The 20,985-nt window shown below is 68.9% G+C and carries 23 protein-coding genes and 1 riboswitch; of the genes, 10 read left to right on the forward strand and 13 right to left on the reverse strand.

Translation table 11 applies throughout. From position 1 onward, the window contains the following. Positions 1-1,299, reverse strand: coding sequence for an extracellular solute-binding protein (locus tag QQX04_RS04140; protein ID WP_301126543.1), 1,299 nt, complete (start codon positions 1,297-1,299; stop codon positions 1-3). Between the two features lie 113 nt (positions 1,300-1,412). Between QQX04_RS04140 and QQX04_RS04145 the strand changes: the two genes are divergently transcribed. From QQX04_RS04145 to QQX04_RS04155, 3 genes are all read left to right on the forward strand, one after another. Next, positions 1,413-1,997 (forward strand): TetR/AcrR family transcriptional regulator, encoded by a 585-nt coding sequence (locus tag QQX04_RS04145; protein WP_301126545.1) that lies wholly within the window; start codon positions 1,413-1,415, stop codon positions 1,995-1,997. A 93-nt stretch (positions 1,998-2,090) separates the two neighbouring features. After that, the gene (locus QQX04_RS04150) at positions 2,091-3,143 is read left to right on the forward strand and encodes a Gfo/Idh/MocA family protein (protein ID WP_301126547.1); all 1,053 of its coding nucleotides are present in this window, start codon (positions 2,091-2,093) and stop codon (positions 3,141-3,143) included. Beyond that, complete coding sequence (locus QQX04_RS04155; RefSeq protein ID WP_301126548.1) at positions 3,140-3,616, forward strand: heme-degrading domain-containing protein; 477 nt, start codon at positions 3,140-3,142, stop codon at positions 3,614-3,616. The genes QQX04_RS04150 and QQX04_RS04155 overlap by 4 nt, the downstream gene beginning before the upstream one ends. A gap of 23 nt (positions 3,617-3,639) precedes the next feature. Here QQX04_RS04155 and QQX04_RS04160 read toward each other — a convergent pair whose 3' ends face one another. Continuing rightward, positions 3,640-5,601 (reverse strand): amidase, encoded by a 1,962-nt coding sequence (locus QQX04_RS04160; protein ID WP_367312931.1) that lies wholly within the window; start codon positions 5,599-5,601, stop codon positions 3,640-3,642. Positions 5,602-5,791: 190 nt separating this feature from the next. Further along, complete coding sequence (locus tag QQX04_RS04165) at positions 5,792-7,033, reverse strand: pyridoxal phosphate-dependent aminotransferase (RefSeq protein ID WP_301126549.1); 1,242 nt, start codon at positions 7,031-7,033, stop codon at positions 5,792-5,794. 226 nt (positions 7,034-7,259) lie between these two features. On the opposite strand from QQX04_RS04165, the gene QQX04_RS04170 reads away from it, so the two are divergent. After that, positions 7,260-7,637, forward strand: coding sequence for a phage holin family protein (locus QQX04_RS04170; protein ID WP_301126550.1), 378 nt, complete (start codon positions 7,260-7,262; stop codon positions 7,635-7,637). A gap of 29 nt (positions 7,638-7,666) precedes the next feature. Here QQX04_RS04170 and QQX04_RS04175 read toward each other — a convergent pair whose 3' ends face one another. From QQX04_RS04175 to QQX04_RS04185, 3 genes are all read right to left on the reverse strand, one after another. After that, positions 7,667-8,593, reverse strand: a complete 927-nt coding sequence (locus QQX04_RS04175) for a DMT family transporter (protein WP_301126552.1) — start codon at positions 8,591-8,593, stop codon at positions 7,667-7,669. Continuing rightward, positions 8,590-9,186: a methylated-DNA--[protein]-cysteine S-methyltransferase gene (locus QQX04_RS04180; protein ID WP_301126553.1), complete on the reverse strand. Its 597-nt coding sequence runs from the start codon at positions 9,184-9,186 to the stop codon at positions 8,590-8,592. The genes QQX04_RS04175 and QQX04_RS04180 overlap by 4 nt, the downstream gene beginning before the upstream one ends. Before the next feature lie 127 nt (positions 9,187-9,313). Next, the gene (locus tag QQX04_RS04185; protein ID WP_301126555.1) at positions 9,314-9,511 is read right to left on the reverse strand and encodes a BldC family transcriptional regulator; all 198 of its coding nucleotides are present in this window, start codon (positions 9,509-9,511) and stop codon (positions 9,314-9,316) included. Between the two features lie 220 nt (positions 9,512-9,731). On the opposite strand from QQX04_RS04185, the gene QQX04_RS04190 reads away from it, so the two are divergent. Next, positions 9,732-9,908, forward strand: a complete 177-nt coding sequence (locus QQX04_RS04190) for a DUF3073 family protein (RefSeq protein WP_301126556.1) — start codon at positions 9,732-9,734, stop codon at positions 9,906-9,908. 141 nt (positions 9,909-10,049) lie between these two features. Here the strand turns inward: QQX04_RS04190 and purM are convergent, their stop codons facing one another. The 6 genes from purM to QQX04_RS04220 all read right to left on the reverse strand — a co-directional run bounded on the left by purM (position 10,050) and on the right by QQX04_RS04220 (position 16,754). Next, the gene (purM, locus tag QQX04_RS04195; RefSeq protein WP_301126558.1) at positions 10,050-11,156 is read right to left on the reverse strand and encodes a phosphoribosylformylglycinamidine cyclo-ligase; all 1,107 of its coding nucleotides are present in this window, start codon (positions 11,154-11,156) and stop codon (positions 10,050-10,052) included. After that, positions 11,153-12,628 carry an amidophosphoribosyltransferase gene (gene purF, locus QQX04_RS04200; protein WP_301126560.1) on the reverse strand — a complete coding sequence of 492 codons (1,476 nt, stop codon included), beginning with the start codon at positions 12,626-12,628 and terminating at the stop codon, positions 11,153-11,155. The genes purM and purF overlap by 4 nt, the downstream gene beginning before the upstream one ends. Next, a complete protein-coding gene (locus QQX04_RS04205; RefSeq protein WP_301126562.1) occupies positions 12,625-13,227 on the reverse strand; it encodes a DUF485 domain-containing protein in 603 nt (200 codons plus the stop codon). Before QQX04_RS04205 ends, purF begins: the two co-directional genes overlap by 4 nt. Before the next feature lie 70 nt (positions 13,228-13,297). Next, positions 13,298-14,221, reverse strand: a complete 924-nt coding sequence (locus QQX04_RS04210) for a carbohydrate ABC transporter permease (protein WP_301126564.1) — start codon at positions 14,219-14,221, stop codon at positions 13,298-13,300. Next, the gene (locus tag QQX04_RS04215) at positions 14,221-15,285 is read right to left on the reverse strand and encodes a carbohydrate ABC transporter permease (RefSeq protein ID WP_301126565.1); all 1,065 of its coding nucleotides are present in this window, start codon (positions 15,283-15,285) and stop codon (positions 14,221-14,223) included. Before QQX04_RS04215 ends, QQX04_RS04210 begins: the two co-directional genes overlap by 1 nt. A 95-nt stretch (positions 15,286-15,380) precedes the next feature. Further along, positions 15,381-16,754, reverse strand: coding sequence for an ABC transporter substrate-binding protein (locus QQX04_RS04220; protein ID WP_301126567.1), 1,374 nt, complete (start codon positions 16,752-16,754; stop codon positions 15,381-15,383). 348 nt (positions 16,755-17,102) lie between these two features. Further along, positions 17,103-17,176, forward strand: a riboswitch (Fluoride riboswitch). A 42-nt stretch (positions 17,177-17,218) separates the two neighbouring features. Between QQX04_RS04220 and QQX04_RS04225 the strand changes: the two genes are divergently transcribed. From QQX04_RS04225 to QQX04_RS04245, 5 genes are read left to right on the forward strand one after another with little or no spacing between them, the layout of a single operon-like run. Further along, positions 17,219-17,758, forward strand: coding sequence for a universal stress protein (locus QQX04_RS04225; protein ID WP_301126568.1), 540 nt, complete (start codon positions 17,219-17,221; stop codon positions 17,756-17,758). After that, positions 17,755-18,183, forward strand: a complete 429-nt coding sequence (locus QQX04_RS04230; protein WP_301126569.1) for a fluoride efflux transporter FluC — start codon at positions 17,755-17,757, stop codon at positions 18,181-18,183. The genes QQX04_RS04225 and QQX04_RS04230 overlap by 4 nt, the downstream gene beginning before the upstream one ends. Further along, on the forward strand, positions 18,180-18,548 hold the full coding sequence (locus QQX04_RS04235) for a fluoride efflux transporter FluC (RefSeq protein WP_301126571.1): 369 nt from the start codon (positions 18,180-18,182) through the stop codon (positions 18,546-18,548). Before QQX04_RS04230 ends, QQX04_RS04235 begins: the two co-directional genes overlap by 4 nt. Positions 18,549-18,592: 44 nt before the next feature. Further along, positions 18,593-19,219 (forward strand): TetR/AcrR family transcriptional regulator, encoded by a 627-nt coding sequence (locus QQX04_RS04240; protein ID WP_301126572.1) that lies wholly within the window; start codon positions 18,593-18,595, stop codon positions 19,217-19,219. Continuing rightward, positions 19,212-19,892, forward strand: coding sequence for a DUF1295 domain-containing protein (locus QQX04_RS04245; RefSeq protein WP_301126574.1), 681 nt, complete (start codon positions 19,212-19,214; stop codon positions 19,890-19,892). The genes QQX04_RS04240 and QQX04_RS04245 overlap by 8 nt, the downstream gene beginning before the upstream one ends. 19 nt (positions 19,893-19,911) lie before the next feature. On the opposite strand, the gene QQX04_RS04250 is transcribed toward QQX04_RS04245, so the two are convergent. Then, positions 19,912-20,790: a glycoside hydrolase family 6 protein gene (locus QQX04_RS04250; protein WP_301126576.1), complete on the reverse strand. Its 879-nt coding sequence runs from the start codon at positions 20,788-20,790 to the stop codon at positions 19,912-19,914. Positions 20,791-20,985: the final 195 nt, after the last annotated feature.

The following is a 20,985-nucleotide window of genomic DNA, read 5'->3' on the forward strand; positions in this document are numbered from 1 at the left end:
TCAGTCGCCGACGCCGATCGACTCCGCCTCGGCCTGGAGCGCGGCGAGCGCCTCGGCCGGGGTGGCGGCGCCGCTCGCGACGCGCTCGATCTGAGCGTCCATCTCTGCGGCGACCTGGGGCCAGGTCGTGACGGCCGGCGGCGAGTTGGTGTCGTCGAGCTGCTCGCGCATCACCGAGTACATGGGGTTGTCAGCGATCGGCGAGTAGTCCCATGCGGTGGCGACGGAGGGCAGGTCGAAGGAGATGTCGAACCACTTCTGCTGCACCTCGGGCTCGGACAGCCAGCGGACCAGCTTCCATGCGCCGTCGGCGTTCTGCGCCTCCTTGAACACGCCCATGTGGGCGCCTCCGACCCAGCTCGTGTTGCCGGCGGGTCCGGCGGGGAGCGGGGCGACGGCGATCTGGTTGTCGTAGAAGTCCTGGCCGCCTGCGGCGACGAGCAGGCTCGACTCCCACGGTCCGGAGATGATCGAGCCGACGTTGCCGGCGACGATGTCGGGCTCCACCTCGCCGATGTTCGTCGGGCCGTTCTGCGCGGTGTGGCCGTCGGTGATCAGCGACTGGTAGTACGCGAGGCCGGCCTCGGCCTCGGGGGTGTCGAAGGTCCAGGTGGTGCCGTCGTCGGACAGGATCTGGGCGCCGCCCTGCCACAGGAACGGGAGCACGAACTGGTAGCTGTTGGGGGCTCCGGTGAAGATCGTGGTGCCGTACTCGGCACCGCCGTCCTCAAGTGCGGAGAAGAACGTGTCGGTCTCCTCCCAGGTGGTCGGCGCCTCGACCCCCGCGGCCTCGGCCAGGTCGGAGCGGTAGAACATGACGCGGGTCTCGACGTACCAGGGGACGGCGAACATGGTGCCGTCGATCTGCGCGGCTGCCGCGGAGCCCTCGAAGAAGGCCGAGGCGTCGATGAGGCCCTCGGGGACGGGGGCGAGCGCGTCGGCCGCGACGGCTGCGGCGAGGTCGGTGGTGCCGACCATCGTCATGTCGGGCGTGCTGCCGGAGGCGACGGCTGTCTGGATCTTGGTCATGTAGTCGGACCAGGGGACCGCGGTGACCTCGACGGTCGCGTCGGGGTTGTCAGCCTCGAAGTCGGCGGTGAGCTGGTCCAGGAGCTCGCCCTCGGTGCCCATGGCCCACACCTGGATGGTGCCGGTGGCGGGTGAGTCGTCGATGGCTGCGGTGGTCTCGCCCGGCGCGCTGGAGTCAGCGGGAGGGGCGTCGGCACGGCCACAGGCCGTCAGCGTGAGGGTGAGGGCCGCTGCTGTCGAGATCGACGCAGCCAGGGCTCTGCGGTTCATCGGTTTCCTCCTCGTTGAGAAAAGTGGCGGGTCGACGACCTCGCCTGCGGTGACGGTACATCGAAAACATTGCAAGTGCAACACTTTCATTTCGGGACAAGTAGAGTGTCTCCATGAGCACTGCAGAGCCGCGAGTGCGACGCGGCCCCTACGCGAAGTCGCGCGAGCGACGGGCGGAGGTCCTCCACGCCGCGATCGCGGTGTTCGGCGCCAAAGGCTACAACGGGGCCTCGATGCGCGAGGTGGCGCGCGAGCTCGGCATGAGCCTGACCGCGGTGACCCACCACTTCGGGAACAAGGTCGGCCTGCTCGAGGCCGTGCTCGAGGAGACGGACCGTCAGGGTGAGGACGTCGACATGTCTCAGGGGCTCGTCGACTGGGCGACGAACCTTGCCGAGCGCAACCTGGCCCGACCCGAGCTGCTGCGCGTGCTCGCGATCGTCGCGGCCGAAGCATCGTCACCCGAGCACCCCGCGCACGAGTGGGTGGTGCAGCGGTACGACCGGATCCGCGCGCTCGTCATGGAGCTCGTGCTTGAGGACCAGAGGGCGGGTCGCATCGCCGCGAGCCATGACCCCTCATACGTGGTCGACTCCGCCCTCGCGCTGTGGGACGGCCTCCAGCTTCAGTGGCTGATCGACCCGAAGGTGGACATGGTGTCCCGCCTGAACTTCGCCCTGAAGGCACTCGTCGCCTGACCTGCATCGTCCCGCTGGACGAAATTGTTGCAAGTGTCATATGTTGGGCCGAGCGTGCCACGACGGCGCGCCCGCAACCCCTGGAGGTCACCGATGCCCTCGCTCACCACCCTTCCGACCCCACGCCCGTGGGCACCGGAGCGATCCCTGCGATGGGGGATCATCGCCCCCGGCTACATCGCCGGATACTTCGCCGGCGCCATCAACCGACGCACCGACCACACCCTCGCCGCAGTAGGCTCACGCTCGCTCGAGCGCTCCCAGAAGTTCGCCGCGGAGCACGGCATCGCCCTCGCCTTCGGGAGCTACGAGGAGCTCGTCTCCTCCGACGACGTGGACGCCGTCTACATCGCGTCGCCGCACTCCGCCCACCTCGACCAGGCGCTGCTCGCCATCGAGGCAGGCAAGCATGTGCTCGTCGAGAAGCCGCTCGCCACCACCGGCGCCGACGCCGCACGAATCCTCGAGGCCGCGCGAGCAAAGGGAGTGCTCGCGATGGAGGCCATGTGGACGCGCTACCTGCCGCAGTCCGACATCATCCGCCAGCTGCTCGCCGACGGCGCGCTCGGCGAGATCACCTCGGTCGCCGCGGACTTCGGGTTCGCGTTCCCCTTCACGCCGGAGCACCGGCTGTACGACCCCGCCCAGGCCGGCGGCGCCCTGCTCGACGCGGGCATCTACCCCGTGTCGTTCATCTCCTCCGTGCTCGGCGCACCCCGCTCGGTCCACGCAGTCGGCAGCGTCGCCCCGTCCGGCGTGGACAAGCTCGCGCTCGTCTCCCTGGACTACGACGGCGCAGTCGGCACCGCCCTCACCTCGCTCAACGGCTGGCAGCCCATCAACGCCACCATCTCGGGCACCGAGGGACGGATCGAGGTGCACCGCGAGTTCATCCAGCCGAGCGGCCTCACCGTCACCACCTACGACGACTTCATGCAGCCGCCCAGCGTGCTCGAATGGGACGGCCGCGACTACGACCCCGCCTACGACGCACTCAGCTGCGAGGCCGACGCGTTCGCCGAGTTCGTCGGCAAGGGCCTCCTCGAGTCCCCGATCCACTCGCACGCCGAGGTCGTGTCCGTGGTCGACACCCTCGATCGAGCACGCACCCAGATCCTCACCGCACACCAGGAGGCGCAGTCATGACCGCGGAGACCGAGCTCGCCGAGACCGTCGAGAGGCTCGCTGCGGAGCAGACCGAGCTTGTGCTCGACTCCCTCACCCTCAACGACGCGTGGGCGCTCGGCAGCATCGCCGTCGAGATCGCCCGCGAGCGCGAGCTCCCCGTCGTGATCGAGATCCGCCGCGGCGAGCAGGAGGTGTTCCACGCCGCGATGGAGGGCACCAATGCTGACAACGACACGTGGGTCGCCCGCAAGGCCGCCTCAGTACGTCGGTACGCGATGTCGAGCCTGAGGCTCGGGCTGTTCTTCCGCATGCACGGCGTCGACTTCCACGAGGCGTCCGGGCTCGCCAAGGGCGAGTTCGTCGCCGCGGGCGGATGCATCCCGCTCGAGGTGCGCTCGGCAGGGATGGTCGGCACGCTCGCCGTCTCCGGCCTCACCGACGAGCAGGACCACGCGCTCGCCGTCGAAGCCCTCCGGCGCCACCTGGCCTGAGCAGCGCTGGCGCCGCGGTCCGCTCAGGCGGGCAGCGGCGCCAGGCTGTACTCGCCGGCGCCTCGACCAGCCTTGACCAGGACGAACACCTCGTCGAACAGTCGGTGGCGGCGCAGCGAGATACGCCCCGAGAACGCGCCCGGCTCCCCGTCGACCGGCGCAAGGATGTGCCCGTCGGCCCATACCTGCGTGCCGTCGGCGCCGCCGTCGACGCGGACGGTGACCTCCCAGAAGGCGTCACCCTTCACGATCTCGACGGCATGCGCGGTGGTGCCCGGCGCGTCTTTCGTGCCTCCAGAGCCCGCCGGGATCACGTCACTCGGCAGGCTGGGCGTGAGGAACGCCGGCAGGCGCCGAGCCGTCGCCTGCTCGTACGCGTAGGCGCGGTCGATCAGCACGTCGTCCGAGTACGCGGGCCCTGCGAAGGTGAGGCCCACCGGCATCTGGGTGTCCCCCATGAAGCCCATCGGGACGGTCACGGTCGGGATGCCCAGGTGCCGGATCACGCGGTTGCCGTTCGAGTAGACGACGCCGTTGCGTGAGGCGTCGGCCAGGCTTTCCGGGCGCGTGAAGAGGTCGTCGCGACCCACGTCACCCGCGGCAGGGAAGACGATGAAGTCGAGCCCCTCCGAGACGAGCCACGCCTCGAAATCATCCTTGCGCGCCTGTTCGAGCCCGGTGAGAAGCTGGTCGAAGCCAGGCACCTCGTCGAAGGAGGACGGCACCCCCGCCTTGGCCATCTCCGCGAGCCGCTGCCAGTCGAAGCCACCGCGCGCACGCGTGATCCACACGGGCCACAGCGCATCCTCGACGGGGAAGACCGAGTCTCCATCCACGTCGGCCCACGACCTGAGGTTCGGGTCGCCGTTCACCTGGAGGAACTGGTCGAGCACCATCGCTGTGACGGGGCCGCCCTCCATGGTCCGCCAGTTCGCGGGCACCAGGCCGCGCGCGGCGAGGCCCTGCGCCCCGGGGCGGTCCTCCTCGTAGTTCTCCCATGCCGGGAACGAGACCTCGATCACCTCGGCGCCCAGGGCGCGCAGGTCGTCGGCCGCCTGATCCCACAGCTTCCGCACGCTCGGGCGGATGACGGGGGGTTCGAGCGGGGCGTCGTCCTCCCCGATGAAGATCCTGGGCACGCCGATCCTGAGGCCATCGAGACGAGTCGGGCGCTCGCGGAGCATCGGCTTCGAGACGACGCTCTCCGGCTTGGGGAGCTCCACGGCGGTCTGCTGCCGCCAGAAGTCACCCGTGGTGTCCGGGTCCTCGGCGATCAGCACGTCCAGCAGGATCATCAGGTCGGAGACCGTGCGGGTGTGCGGGACCACGACGTCGCACGTGGGACGCAGCGGCCAGTTGCCGCGGATCGAGATCAGACCTCGCGAGGGCGTGTAGGCCACGAGCGCGTTGTTCGACGCAGGCGACCGGCCCGATGAGACGGTCTCCTCCGCCATGCCGAACGCCGCCATGCTCGCGGCCGTCGAGGTGCCCGAACCGTTCGACGAACCGGAGCCGTAGGCCGCGGTGATGTAGTCGGGGTTGTACGGGCTGCGCGCGTAGTCGTAGACGCCCGGCTGGATGCCGCCGGCCGCCATCGGGGGCATGTTGGTCTTGCCGATCAGCACCGCCCCGGCCTCCTTGAGGAGGGCCACGCTCGCCGCGTCGTCCGTCGCGACCAGGTCCTTGAGCGCCGGGCTGCCCGACGCGACCGTCAGCCCCTTCGCCTTGTAGGAGTCCTTGATCGTGAAGGGGATGCCCTCGAGCAGTCCCGCCTCGCCCCGCGCACGGCGCGCATCCGAGGCGGCTGCATCGGCCAGGACGTCAGGGTTGAGCACCGCGAGCGCATGCAGGCAGGGTCCAGTGCGGTCGTAGTAGGCGATCCGGTTGAGGTAGGCGACCACCAGGTCGACGCTGGTGACCTCCCCCGCCTCAAGCGCCGCGCGCATCTCCGGCAGGCCCATCTCCACGATGTCGAAAGCCTTCACGATCCCAGAGCTCCTTCGTCCAGACCCGGGTGAGAAGCCTCACGGTAGACCTCGCTGTTTGCAGGGAGGTTTCGTGGCGTCACCGCGTGCTGGCATCGCATGAGTGCCGAATCAGGCGTGCATGTCAGCACTGGTGCGATGCCAGGACGCGCGAGGTGCGCGCGTCAGGCGACGCCGGCGCGGTTGCGGGTCAGGCGACGGACGCCGCCTCAGCACCCACAGCGGCGGCTGGCACAGCACTCGCCGCACCAGCACTCGCCACCGCAGCGTCGGCCCTCACGGCCGCAAGCATCCGACCGATGCCTGCGATCCCGGCGAGGATCTCCTCGTCGGAGGCCGCGAGCGCGAGACGCACCCACCCTTCTCCGGAGGCGCCGAACGTGGATCCGGGCGCGACCGCGACGCGCTCCTCCTCGAGAAGCCTGAGCGCCCAGTCGTCCACAGGCAGGTCGCCGGCCAGCTCCGTCACGTCGATCCACAGGTAGAACGCGCCGTCGGGCCGGACGTACGGGATGCTGAGGCGATCGAGCTCGGCGACGGCAAGGTCGCGCCGACGCTCATAGGCGGACCTCATCTCCTCGACGCAGTCCTGGGGTCCGGTGAGCGCCGCGACCGCGGCGAGCTGGGCGGGAGTGTTGACGCAGGCCAGGATCGTCTCCTGCAGCTTGCCGACCACGGACAGCAGCTCGGGCGAGCCGACCAGGTAGCCGACGCGCACCCCCGTCATCGCGTAGGTCTTGGAGAAGGAGAACGTGGAGATCACGAGGCCCTTCGTGTCGAAGACGGCGGGTGACACGTGCTCCACTCCGAAGGTGAGGGCGTCATAGCACTCGTCGGAGATCAGCCAGATGTCGTGCCGCTCGGCGAACCGCACCAATGCCTCGAGGGTCTCGGCGCTGTAGACGGTCCCGAGCGGGTTCGACGGGCTGTTCACCAGGATCGCCCTCGTGCGCTCCGTGACAAGCGCGTCGAGCGCGTCGATCTGCGGCACGAAGTCGTGCTCGGGTTCCAGTCGGTACGGGACGGCGCCGCACTGGAGCATCTCCATCGCCATGGTGTAGTTCGGCCAGCCCGGGTCGGGGATCAGCACCTCGTCGCCGGCGGTGAGGATGGCCGAGTAGGCCGCGAACAGGGCCTCGGTGCCACTCGCGGTGACGGCGATCTGATCCGGTGTCACCTCGAGCCGGTTCACCCTCGCCAGCTTGTCGGCGAGGGCGGCGCGCAGTTCGGGGATGCCCACGTTGGAGACGTAGTGGGTCTGACCCTCGAGGTAGGCGGCGGAGCCCGCGTCGAGCACATGCTTCGGGGGGATGAAGTCCGGCTCACCCACGTGCATGCCGACGAACGGCTTCCCCGACGCCCATGCGGCATCCATGATCTTGCGGATGCCCGAACGCGGCATCCTCTCCACCTGCGGTGAGACCTGCGGCACGACGTACTCCTCCCGACGAGCGATGACGAGGCAGGAGGCGCGCGGGGACGGCACGGCCTCCTCGCACTGTGCTCATCGTGACACCGCGCACGTCCGCGTGCCAGTGGCTGCGGCGCATCGGTGCCACCTCGCCGCCGGGTGGCCTGGTCGGCAGTCGAGGCTCACGCGTTTGCGGCCGCAGGCCGATACACGATCTACTAGGACTATCCAACAAGGGGAGCAGTCGATGTCGTCTTTCGCCAAGTCCGCCGCCAATGCACTCTTCGGCAACATCGTGGGTCGCTACCAGACCATGCTGAAGATCGAGCTCGAGCGCGCCAAGGCCGACGTCTCGGCCAAGCTCAAGGAGATCGGGATCGGCTCCGCGCTGCTCGCGGTCGCCTACCTGTTCGCGTTCTTCGCGCTGCCGCTGCTGCTGACCGCGGCCGTCGCCGGCCTGTCGACGGTCTGGCCGGTGTGGCTGTCCGCGCTGGTCCTCGGCGGCGTGGTGATCGTCATCATGCTGATCCTCGTGGCCATCGGTGTGTCCAAGATCAAGAAGAACAAGGACCTCACCCCCACTGAGTCCGTGGAGAACATCAAGAAGATGTTCTCCTGGGAGTAGCCCCGGGTCTCCTCAGGTTCGGCTGACGCTCAGGCGGCCAGGTCCGTCTCCGTCGGCACCACCGGCGTGCGCGGCTTGCGCCCAGCGAGCCACACGCCCACCAGGACGACGGCCGCGCCTGCGACCTCGTACCAGTGCAGCTTCTCCCCCAGCACCAGGACGCCCAGCGTCGTCGCAACTACAGGCACCAGGTACGTGACGGACGACGCCGTGGTCGCCCCCGCGATCTTCACCACGCGCCAGAACAGCACGTACGCGTACGACGTGCCGAGCACGCCGAGCCCGATCAGTCCCCACAGGGCGACAGAGTCGAGTGCGAAGGCGCTGGGTTCGGGGCTGCCTGACACCACCGCGAAGGGCGCGAGCATCACCGCGCTGACCCCGATCTGCGTCGCAGACAGGACGGTGTGCGATTCGTCGACCCTCGCCAGGAGCCGACGCGACAACGTGGACCCGATGCCGTAGCAGGCAGTCGCCCCCAGCATCAGCAGCACTCCGCCCAGGGGGAAGTCGGCGACGTTCCACGCGCCCACCAGGATCGCGATGCCCAGCACGCCCACGAGCAGCCCCGCGAGCTGAGACCGGGAGATCCGCTCCGCAGGGATCAGCAAAGCAACGAAGAACGCCGTCCACAGAGGCGTCGTCGCGTTGAGCAGGCTCGCGAGGATGGACGTCAGCGACTGCTGCGCCATCGGGATGAGGATCAGCGGGATGCCCGACATGAAGAGGCCCACCGCGGCGACGGCCGCCACACCTGTGAGACCCAGGCGAGGCCGGCGTCGCTGCGCGGCCACCATGAGCCACAGCACCAAGGCTCCGACGGCGAGGCGTCCGAAGCCCACCTGGCTCGGCGAGAAGGATCTCAGCGCGAGCTCGATGAAGAGGAAGGAGGAGCCCCAGCCCAGGGCGATGAGGGCGAGCAGCGGAGCCCACTGGCGGGCAGGGGCCGCACTCACGGAAGGCTCTGCTCGGAGAAGCGGGAGGGGGCGGCGTCGTCCTCGTGGGCGGCGGACTCCACCAGGGGAAGACGGCCGACGGGGGTGCCCGCCTCGAACGCGAGCATGGAGGCCTTGATGCCCACGCCGCCGAAGCCGTACGAGCCCAGGCGCCCTCCGGCGCGGATCACACGGTGGCAGGGCACGAGGATCGCGACGGCATTGCGCCTGCAGGCGGTGCCCACCGCACGCATCGCACGGGGACGACCGGCGGCCGCCGCGAGCTCCTGATAGGAGACGGGCTCACCTGCCGGGACCTCACGCATCGCCTGCCAGACATCCTGGAAGAACTCGCCACCAGGCTGCTCCACGGGCACCTCCAGCAGGGCGTCGAAGTCGCCTCCGAGCCACGCCTGCACCGGGCCGACGACAGCATCGAGAGGATCCTCGACCACCGGACGCGCCGCATGCGGGGACGGGAGCCGCCGCACCAGATCGCGGTCGTCCTCGTCGAGTCCTGCCGCACGCACCACCCCGTCCTCCGGGGTGACGAGCAGCCGCAGCACGCCCCAAGGCGTGTCGACGTGAGCACCGTGCAGCGGGGAATCCGTCATGGATGAAGGCTAGATCGCCGGCACCATGCCAGTCACCGCAAGGTGGTTCCGATCGTGGCGCCGCGCACCACGGCGCGGCATCCTCCTGCCTGCAGGGGTGGGGGGACCCTCGGCAGGAGACGGACGGTCAGTTCTGCTCGCGAGCCTGGGACAGGAGAGCCTGAACCTCGGCCTCACGGAAGCGGCGGTGTCCGCCAAGGGTGCGGATCGAAGAGAGCTTGCCCACCTTGGCCCAACGGGTCACGGTCTTGGGGTCGACGCGGAAGATCGCAGCAACCTCGCTCGGGGTGAGCAGCTTCTCCGGCTCCTGAACAGTGTCAGCCATCATTTCCTATCCCTCAGTCTCAGTCGGGGGGTCCTACGGACGGGTTTACGTCACATGAGACGCCCCAACACCCCCATCATGACGCGAAACGTGAAAATTGGTCGGATATGCCCGAGAGGGGTAGTCGCGGTGAGGCGAACAGGCGTTGTAAAGTATGGGGGAACTCGACACGCAGGACCCGCGGAAGACGCGGCTCCGAGACGGTGGAAGGGGCGGCGACATGGGGCGCGGCCGTCAGAAGGCTAAGGACGCGAAGATCGCGCGTCAGCTGAAGTACACGAACCACACCTCTGACCTGAGGGACCTTGAGCGTGAGCTCATGTCCGGACGGCAGTCCTCTGCGCCCTCCGAAGAGTCCGACGAGTACAGGGACCGCTGGGCGGACGACGAGGACTGACCTCACGCTGAGTCAAGGCCCGGGCAGCGCCCGGGCCTTCGGCGTAGTGGGCGCGTGACGCACGGCTGATGTGCCATGCGACCGAGCCCTCCCTACCCGGGCAGCCACGTGCCTCGGCGCAACGGCGAGACGACGCGCGCGTCAACCCAGGCGGTACGCGCCGCTGAGGTTCACCGCGCCGCCCGTCACGCCCTTCGCGCCGCGGATCGTGTCCGGCGAGGCGATCCGGCCGTCGTCACTCTGGATCTGACCCAGCACCCACGCGGGCACCCCTGCAGCCTCAGAGGCGGCGATCAGTCCGTCCGCATCATCGGCGGAGACGATCGCGACCATGCCGACGCCCATGTTGAGGGTGGACTCCAGGTCGTGCCACGGCACCGCTCCCGCGGCCTGCACGAGTGCGAAGACGGGCGGGAGCGTCCACGAGTCACGCGCGACCGTCGCGGCGAGCCCCGCGGGGATGATCCGGGCCACGTTGGCCGCGAGTCCCCCGCCGGTGACGTGCGACAGGGCGTGCAGGCCGTCGAACTCCACGGCCATGTCCACGCACAGCCTCGCGTAGATGCGCGTCGGCTCGAGCAGCTCGGCGCCGACGGTGCGGCCAAGCTCGTCCACGTGGGTGTCGAGCTCCCAGCCTGCGTGCGCCGCCACGCGACGCACGAGCGAGTACCCGTTGGAGTGCAGTCCAGAGGACGCCATCGCGACCACGACGTCGCCCTCGGCCACGCGCTCCGGGCCCAGCAGCCTGTCGGCCTCCACGACGCCGATCGCAGCGCCGGCCACGTCGTAGTCCTCGGGGTCCATGACGCCGGGGTGCTCCGCCGTCTCGCCGCCGACGAGCGCCGTGCCTGCCAGCTCGCAGCCCTCGGCGATGCCCCGCACGATGTCGGCGATCCTCTCGGGCACGACCTTGCCGCACGCGATGTAGTCGGTCATGACGAGCGGCTTGGCCCCGCACACCACGATGTCGTCGACGACCATCGCGACAAGGTCCTTGCCGATCGTGTCGTGGACGTCCATCTGGCGTGCGATCACGATCTTGGTGCCCACACCGTCGGTCGACGAGGCGAGCAGCGGGCGGTCGTAGTCCTTCAGCGCGGAGGCGTCGAAGAGCCCCGCGAACGCACCGATGCCACCGAGGACCTCGGGGCCGTGCGTGCGCGCGACGGCGTCCTTCATCATCTCGACGGCCTTGTCACCCGCCTCGGTGTCGACGCCGGCGCCGGCGTAGGTGATGGGCTCGCTCATCCGGCGACCTCCTCGCGCTGCTCGAGCAGCAGGTGGCGCGCGTCCACGGGAGGCGCGATCGGGTACTCGCCGGTGAAGCACGCGGTGCAGAGCCGCTCCTGCGCCTGGTTCGTGGCCTTGACCATGCCCTCGAGCGAGATGTGGCCGAGAGAGTCGGCGCCGATCTGGTCGCACACGTCCTGCACGGAGTGGCCGACGGCAGCGAGCTCGGTACGGGTCGGGAAGTCGATGCCGTAGAAGCAGGGCCACTGCACAGGCGGTGACGAGATGCGGACGTGCACCTCGGCAGCGCCGGCGTCGCGCAGCATCTGCACGATGGCGCGCTGCGTGTTGCCTCGCACGATCGAGTCGTCCACGACCACGAGGCGCTTGCCCTCGATGACCTCGCGGAGCGGGTTGAGCTTGAGGCGGATGCCCAGCTGGCGGAGCGTCTGGGACGGCTGGATGAAGGTGCGGCCCACGTAGGAGTTCTTCACCAGGCCCTGGCCGAACGGGATGCCGGAGGCCTGCGCGTAGCCGACGGCGGCGGGAGTGCCGGACTCGGGCGTCGGGATGACGAGGTCGGCCTCGACCGGGTGCTCGCGGGCGAGCTCGCGTCCCATCTCAAGGCGAGACGCCTGCACCGAGCGGCCGGCGATCGTCGTGTCGGGGCGGGCCAGGTAGACGTACTCGAAGATGCAGCCCTTGGGGTCGGGCTTCGCGAAGTGCTGCGAGTGCACGCCGGACTCGTCGATCGTGAGGAACTCGCCGGGCTCGACCTCGCGGACGAACGCGGCGCCGACGATGTCCAGCGCGGCGGTCTCGGAGGCGACGACCCAGCCGCCGCTGGGCAGCTCGCCGAGCACGAGCGGGCGGACGCCCTGCGGGTCGCGCGCGGCGTACAGGGTGGTCTCGTCCATGAACACGAACGAGTAGGCGCCCTCAAGGTGCGGCAGCAGTTCGAGCGCGACGTCGGCGAGAGACTCGCCCTCCCCGCCGAGCAGCGCGGTGACGATGGCGGTGTCGGTGCACTTGCCACCCTTGAGGTCGAGCCGCTTGGGGTAGCCCTCACGCTCGATGAGCAGGTCGATCAAGGCCTGCGTGTTGGTCAGGTTGCCGTTGTGGCCGAGCGCGACGGTGCCGTTGGCGGTGGGGCCGAGCGTCGGCTGGGCGTTCGCCCACACGGAGGCGCCGGTGGTCGAGTAGCGGGCGTGGCCGACGGCGATGTGGCCCGTCAGCGCCTCGAGCGCCGCCTCATCGAAGACCTGGGAGACGAGGCCCATGTCCTTGAAGACGAGGATCTTCTCGCCGTCGGACGTGGCGATGCCCGCAGACTCCTGTCCGCGGTGCTGCAGAGCGTAGAGGCCGAAGTAGCTGAGCTTCGCGACCTCCTCGTGCGGCGCGTACACGCCGAAGACGCCGCACGCGTCCTGCGGACCCTTCTCGTCCGCCATCAGGTCGTGATTGAGCCGACCGTCGCCTCCGCGCCTCATCGGGTCTCTCCTTCGTCGGTGGTGGCGGGCGTCGTGGAGCCCTGTGCTGCCGACGCGGGGGCGGCGGGAGCGTCGGTGGTGCCGGGGGCCGCGTCGGTCTCGACCGGCATGAAGGGGTTCGGGGCGCCTGCCTGCTCCGCGAGCAGGCGGGCCCGCTCTGCGTCGGCACGCTTGGAGGCGACGGCGTCGGCCCTCGCGACGTACAGCCCGGTGAGGGTGCCGCCGATGATCGCGAAGCCGAGCGCCACGATCAGACCGGTGACGACACGTCCGGCGACCACCGAGTTCGGGAGGAGCGATCCGAGGAGGAAGCCGACGGCGGCGGGGGTGCCGGCGCCCGTCAGCATGACCCGGCCGAAGCGCGGCGCACGTCGCACGACGGCGGGGACCGCTGCTGCGAGCTCCTCGTCCGTGGGTTCGGGCGTCGCGTCGGTGGCGGGGGCCTGGTCGGTCTGTGCCGCTGGCGACTCCGGCGTCGGCGGCGCGAAGGTCGAGTCGGCGTTGCCGCCAGGGTGTGCAGGGGTGGACGCGTCGCTGGTCTCGGGGACCGTGGAGTCCTCGCCGGCGGTGGCGTCCTCAGGGCGGGGGGCGTCGCTCACGTGGCAAGTCTAGGCGGTGTGCGAGGGCCCCGGCACGTCTCGTGACGTGCCGGGGCCCTCGTGGTCGGGATCAGCCCTTCGTGGAGCCCGCGAGCAGGCCGCGCACGAAGTAGCGCTGAAGCGAGAAGAACACGATCAGCGGGATGATCATCGAGATGAACGCCGCAGGCGGCACCAGGTACGCGGTGGCACCGTAGCTTCCTGCGAGGTTCGAGATCGGGTAGGTCAGCGGGTAGGTGTTGATGCTTCCGAACACCGCCGACACGAGCAGGTCGTTCCAGACCCACAGGAACTGGAAGATCGCCAGCGAGGCGATCGCAGGAAGCGACAGCGGGATGATCACCCGGAAGAAGATCTGGGTGTGGCTCGCGCCGTCCACGCGCGCCGCCTCGATGATGTCGCTGGGGATCTGTGCGATGAAGTTGTGCAGCAGGAACACTGCAAGCGGCATCGCGAAGATCGTGTGGGCCAGCCAGACGCCTGGGAACTCGCCAGCGATGCCGACGCCGTTCGGGCCGAGCAGTCGCAGCAGCGGGATCAGGGCCAGCTGGATCGGCACCACCTGGAGAGCGAAGATGAACACGAACAGGAAGTTCGAGCCCTTGAACGGGATCCACGCGAACGCGTAGGCCGCCATGAGGCCGATCACCAGGGGGAACACGACCGTCGGCACGGTGACCACGATCGAGTTCATGAGGTTGCCGAGCAGCGGATCTGCGCTCGAGCTGTCCCCGAACGAGTTGAACAGGACGTAGCCGAAGTTCTCGAACGTCATGTCGCCACTGAGAAGGACGTCCCACCAGGCCTCGGTGCGGTACTGGTCGCCCGGGACGAGCGACGTCATGAACAGACCGATGGTGGGGATGGTCCACAGCGCGGCGATGATGATCGCCGCCCCGGTGGCCCACGGGGAGGTGAGGTTCTCCTTGGCCTTCGCCGCCTTGCTCTTCGGCTGCTTCGTCTCGTCGGGGATCGCGGGTGCGGGGGTGGCCATCAGCGGGTCTCCTTCACCTTCTGGAGCGATCGCACGTTGTAGATCACGATCGGGATGACGAATATGAACAGGATCACGGCAAGCGCCGCACCGAGTGGCTGTCTCTGCTCCACGAACGACAGGACGTACATCTTGTTCGCCACGACGTCGGTGTTGTAGCGGCCCTGTGTCAGCGTGCGGACGATGTCGTAGACCTTCAAGGTCGCGATGGTGATGGTCGTCATGACGACCACGAGCGTGCCGCGGATCGACGGGACGGTGATGCGCCAGAACCGCTGCCACGAGTTCGCACCGTCGAGCGACGCCGCCTCATTGATCTCAGGCGGGACGCCCTTGATCGCCGCAGAGATGATGACCATTGCGAATCCGGTCTGGATCCACGACAGGATGACGATCAGGAAGAACGTGTTCCATGGCTCCTCGGCGAGGAAGTTGATGGGCCCGATGCCGAACGTGCCAAGAACGGCGTTGAGCATTCCTGTCTGAGCGCCCGTCTCGTTGTAGTCGTACATGATCGAGCCCCAGATGACCGAGGCGCCGACGAACGAGATCGCCATCGGCATGAAGACCAGCGACTTCAGCGCCTTCTCGCCCTTGGCACGGTCGATGAAGACCGCGTAGGCGAGGCCGACTCCGGTGGACAGCAGCGGCACCAGGACGATCCAGACGAGCGTGTTGAGGATCGTGCGGAAGACCGTGGGGTCAGTGAACGCGTAGATGTAGTTCTGGAGACCGACGAAGTTCGACGTCTCCGTGTTGATGCCCGTGACCGGGTCAGGCTCCTTGACGATCTCGGTGAACGACAGCCAGACGGTGTCGATCACCGGATAGACGAGACCGATGCCCAGGAGCACGAGCACCGGTGTGATCAGGACGACGAGCTGGACCTTGTCGCGGATGCGTCCGCGCACAAGGTCGGCGCCGAACATGACAAGAGCGACGACTGCGATGAAGGCCACGATCGAGATCGCGGCGAGGAGCAGGTTGCTCCCCTGGGTCGACCAGAACTCACCGTCCAGTCCCGACTGAGGTACGAGCGCTGCGGCCTCGTGGATCCCCGACATGGGTGTGCCTCTTCTCCCTTGAACGATCGTGTACGCGGAGTGCTCAGCCGGGCCCCGCGGAGTGCGGGGCCCGGCCGGTCACTGTGAGCCTGGGTTTACGGCCAGGCTGCGTCGATGTCCGCGAGAACCGTGTCGAGGTCCTTGCCCTGGACGTAGTTGACCATCTCGGTCCAGAACGCCGAGGCGCCCACTGCCGAAGGCATCAGGTCGGATCCGTCGAAGCGGAAGACCGTGTCGTCGGACTGGAGGATCTCGATGGCCTGCTGACCGATGGCGCTCGAGGCGTTCGTCGGGTCGAGGCCCTTGTTCGCCGAGATGACGCCACCGAGCGAGACGCGGATGTTGGCCCACGTGTCGGACGACATGTAGGTCTGGACCGCGTCGACCTCAGGAGCGTCCCGGAAGGAGGCCACGAACTCGCCACCGCCGGTGACGGCCGAGGGGTCACCCTCGGCGATCGGCGGGGTCAGGAAGGCCCAGATGTCGCCGTCCTCGGCGACGGTGGTGCCCTCCGGCCACTGTGCCTCGTAGAACGAGGCCTGGTGGTGCAGCGAGCAGGAGCTCTCGAGGATCTGCAGACCGGCCTCCTGGAAGGAGGTGTCCACGATCGACTGGGTGCCACCGAGACCACCGTTGATGTAGTCGGTGTTCAGGGCGATGTCGCCGAACTTCTCGAAAGCCGACTTGATCTCGGGCGAGGCGAAGTCGAGCTCGCCGGTGACCCACTGGTCGTAGGCGTCAGCGCCGGCCTCGCGAAGGACGATGTCCTCCACCCAGTCGGTGCCGGCCCAACCGGTCGCGGTGCCGGACTCGAAGCCGATGCACCACGGCTTGTAGTTGGGGCCTGCGCCACCGTTGTCAGCCATGGTCTGGGTGAGCGTCATGAGCTCATCCCAGGTGGCGGGAATCTCGTAGCCGTTGTCAGCGAACTCGGCTGGCGAGTACCAGACCCAGCCCTTGACGGAGGCCATGAGCGGTGCCGCGTAGAAGGTCTGGCCGACGGTGCCGTACTGCTTCCAGTCGGCGGACCAGAACTCGTCCACGTTCGCTTCGACGGCCTCGGATGCGGGGATCACCGTTCCGGTGCCGACGAGCGTCTGGAGAAGGCCCGGCTGCGGGATGATCGCCAGGTCGGGCGGGTTTCCTCCGTCGACGCGGATGTTGATCTCGGTCTCGAACTCGTCCGAGCTGACCACGTTGACGGTGATGCCGGTGCAGCTGGAGAAGTCGGTGAACGTCTCCTCGAGCTGGCCGAGCTCGACTCCGGTGATGGTGGTGTAGACCTCGACCTCGCCACCGTCGAAGGTGCCGTAGTCGGCGTAGTCCTCACAACCTTCCATCATCTCGCCGCCGCCGCCAGAGGCGGAGTCCGAGGTGTCAGGGTCGTCGCTGGACGAACAGCCAGCGAGTGCAAGGCCCGCGATCGCCGTCGCGGCGATCGGAGCGATATAGCGTCGCTTGATGGACAAGGTGTCTCCTCTTCATTGAGTAGCACTGCGTAGTGCCGCTACCCCATTCCACGAGCGGCACACACGTCCGCGCCGGTGGAGACACCGGTCCGCATCGCCGTCGACGCAAACGCTTACATTCAACGTAGGGGCATCGTGAAGCAGTGGCAACCGCTGAATGGTTTCAAAATGGCAATCGTTACTCCCGCGTGACCTCGATCCTGCGCCGTCGAAACGTCTGAAAGTACCTCCTACCAGGGACTTCGATCATCGACCCTGCACTTGTACGGAAACCGCTTCGATGGGCCCATGTCACGAAAGCCGGACCCTCGCCGCTCCGTCGGCCGCACGTGCACAGCCCGGTGTAATGTCGTGAACGGCGATGGAACCCGCCTGGAGGCCACCTCCGAACCGCCGATCTGGCTGATGGCTCCTGTCCCGCCGACGCACGGGCAGGCGACTGCCGCCCAGGAAGGTCACCGGCCATGGACCGCACACCTCCCCAGCCGAGCGTCTCCCGACTGCCGGGCTTCCGCGCCCAGCCGCTCGTCGTCGGCGTGCTCCCAGAGACCTCGCCCATCCTCATCCACGCCGCCGAAGGACTCGCGCTCAGCCTGGAGGCCACCCACCTGGTCTTCGCCTACGTGGACCCCACCCGGGTGGTCGTCGAGGAACGAGCCGACGGCGGCGTCGTCCATGCCGCACTCGACTCCGACGCCGACGACTCGCAGTGGGAGACGACGCGCGACACCCTGGCGGCTCACCTCGGGGACCAGCTCGCCGGCACCACGCTCCCGTGGGAGCTGCACTACCTCGCGGGACGCGCCGACCGCGCCCTCACGCACCTCGCACGCGCCGTCGACGCCTCGATGATCGTGGTCGGCAGCCGCGGCGGAGGTTGGCGCGAGCAGGTCAAGGAGACGTTCGAGGGTTCGCTCACCACGCACCTCAGCCAGCACCAGCATCGGCCCGTCGTCACGGTCCCGCTCAGCGTCGTCGACTGGAAGGATCCGGTGGTCAGGTGAAGGCCACCCACCCTGCGGTCGTCACGGCGGCCGTCATCGTCGGCGCGGCCGTGGGCACCACAGGGCGTGCACTCCTGGGCCACGCTCTGCCCACGGCCGACGGCGCCATCCCCTGGGCGACGCTGCTCGCCAACATCGTGGGCGCATTCCTGCTCGGGATCCTCGTCGACTGGATCGCGCGGATCGGCGACGTGGGCGGCTGGCGCCTGGCCCGCATGGGACTCGGCACGGGCGTGATGGGCGGCTTCACCACGTACAGCGCCTTCGCGGTCGAGACGACGCGACTGCTCGAGGGCGGGCACCTGTGGGTCGGACTCGCGTACCCCGTCGGCAGCTTGCTGCTCGGCATCGCGGCCGCTGGGATCGGCATGTGGGTCGGCGGACGGCTGCCGCTGCCGGGTCGAAGCCGGGCGGTGGCGACGTGACGCTGCTGCTGACTGCGATCGCCGGCGGACTGGGAGGCGCCGCGCGCTTCTGGGTGGACACCGGCGTCGGCCGCGTGAACCGGACCGCTTTCCCTTGGGGCACCTTCGTGGTGAACATCAGCGCATGCCTCTTCCTGGGCGTCGTGGCGGGGGTCGTGTCCGCGCGGAGCGCACCCGAGGCCGTCCTCGCCGTGCTCGGAACCGGATTCGCGGGCGGATACTCGACGTTCTCCACGGCGCTCGTAGAGACGGTGCGGCTCATGCGCGCCGGAGAGTTCGGCATGGCCGCCGCGCAGTGCCTGGGAATGGTCGTGGCGGGAGTCGCTGCGGCTGCGGCAGGTTTGGCGATCGGGGCGGCGGTTTAGCAGGAGCGTTGCGGCAAGTGTGAACATCTGTTTACAGTAGGCATGTGACCCCTGCCAGCTCCACCAACCCTCCCGTCATCCGCGACGCAGCCATGCGACTCTTCGCCGAGCCCGGCGGCGACCGCGCCACCGTGAGAGACATCGCCGCCGCCGCAGGCGTCTCGCCCGCGCTCGTGATCCGCCACTTCGGATCGATGGACGGGCTCCGTGCCGCAGTCGACGAGCACGTCGCCACCCAGATCGCAGGCTTCCTCGCCGGCATCGATGCCGATCCCAGCACCGCCGTCGACCCTGACCAGACAGGCGCGCTCGCCGACTCCGCCACCCAGGTGCTCGCCGCCAACCCCTCGCTACCGCGCTACGTGCTGCGGAGCATCGCCGACGGCGGGGAGCGAGGCACCGCACTCGTCGCCATGCTCGTCCAGTCGAGCGTCAGCACCTGGGAAGGGATGGTCGACGCCGGCGTCGTTGAACCCGGCCCCGACCCTCGCGCACGGGCGGCGCTCGTCGCGATCCTCGACCTGGCCGTCCTCGCCCTGCGCGAACCCCTCGCCTCCGCGATGGGCGACGACCCCCTCACCGGCGACGGCGCACTCCGGTGGACAGCAGAGGTCGCTCGGCTGCTCGGCCCCACCACCGCATCCACCACCGAAGGACCCACCGATGAGTGACACCGCATCCGCCACCGACACCTCCCGCGCCCCGAAGCTCACCGCCGCCGCCATCCACGGCGCCGGCCTCATGCTGGGACTCGTCTACCTCGCGGGCGGGCTCGACGGGCTGCTCGGTTCGTACGCCCCCGCCGCCTCACCTGGTCGACGCTGGCTGCTCGCCGCCGCCGGGATCATCTACTTCGTGCGGTTCCTCGTCACCCAGTTCGTGATGGTGAAGCGCGAGTTCCCGTGGTCCGAGGCGTGGGCCGTCGGCCCCTGGGCCGCGCTGCTTCAGGCGGGACTCATCGGGATCGGCGGCCAGGCGTCGGCTCCGCTCGGATGGCTCGCCGCCCTCGCCGTCGCGCTCTACCTGGTCGGCTCCTACCTCAACACCGGCTCTGAGTGGCAGCGACGCGAATGGAAGAAGGACCCCTCACACCGAGGCAAGCTCTACACCGAGGGCCTCTTCTCACGCTCGATGCACGTCAACTACCTGGGCGACTGCCTGCTGTTCACCGGCTTCGCCATGCTGACCCACTCGTGGTGGGCCGCGATCTTCCCGGTGCTCATGACCGCGAGCTTCATCTGGGTGCACATTCCACGGCTCGACGCACACCTCGCCGACCACTACGGCGAGCAGTACGACGCCTACGCGGCCCGCACCAAGAAGCTGGTGCCGTACGTGTACTGAGGCCGCCCGCCGCAGGTGCTCAGGACGCGTTGCGCGCAAGCTCCAAAGCGACGTCCTCCCACCACTGCCCCGCAGCGGGTCCACCGTTGCAGGTGCCATCCGACTCGCCCGGCACCTTCGCCCACACGCGGGCGATGAGCCCCTCGGTCGCACCGGTAAGTCCAGGGTTCTCACCCAAGGCGCGTCCGCGCGGGTTGCACCACTCGCCGTTGGAGCCGTTGCCGTTCCGCGAGGTATCGGTGACGTACGGGAGCCCGACGGCCGCCGCGACCTGATCGGCCCAGGCCTGCTCGTCGGCGGTCGCGTTGTAGTTCGAGGTGTTCGTCGCGAAGCCCGCCAGATGCTCGGTGCCGACCTGCTGAATACGGGACGCCGTGTCGTCTGCCGCGCGCCAGCCCGAATGCCCCACATCAAGGAAGACCTCAGCGCCCGCCTCATCGAGGATCGCCGCGGCGCCCGCCAGGAACGACACCCGATCGCCCTGACCGTCGCAGTCGCCCAGGCTCGCAAGCCCGTCGGGCTCGAGGATCACCCACGTGGTGCCGCCATCCGCAAGCGACTGAGCCACCTGCGACACCCAGCCCAGGTACTCGTCCTCCGCGGCGCCGCCAGCGCTGTAGAGACCGCAGTCGCGACCGGGGATGTTGTAGACGACGAACAGGGCGATCTCGCCTGCGGCGGTGGCCGCCTCAGACACGGCGGCGGCCTCGGCCACCGCGCCGTCCCCTCCGTTGAGCCACACCCCGATGGGCTGGGATGCGATCCGGTCGATCAGCTCGGCGTCCGTGTCCCGCCCCTCCTCACGCGCACGCTGCAGCGCAACGTCCGCGCTGCCTGGCGCACGGTAGAACGACGACGCTGCCGGAGCCGCCTCCTCCTGAGTTCCGCCTGAATCCATGTCCCCCTCCTTCGTCGCAGGAGCCGACGGCGTCGTCGCCGCCACTACGTCACTCGCGCTCGGCGTCGGGCTCGGCTCAGGGGATTCCGGCGAGCAGGCCGCAAGTGTGAGCACCCACGCCACCACCGCGAATGCCTGCTTCACGAGACCCCCTTATGACAGCCGCCCCCGGCCGCGCATCACCATCGTGGCATA

Source organism: Demequina zhanjiangensis (assembly GCF_030418315.1).
In the GTDB taxonomy this organism is placed as follows: Bacteria; Actinomycetota; Actinomycetes; order Actinomycetales; family Demequinaceae; genus Demequina; species Demequina zhanjiangensis.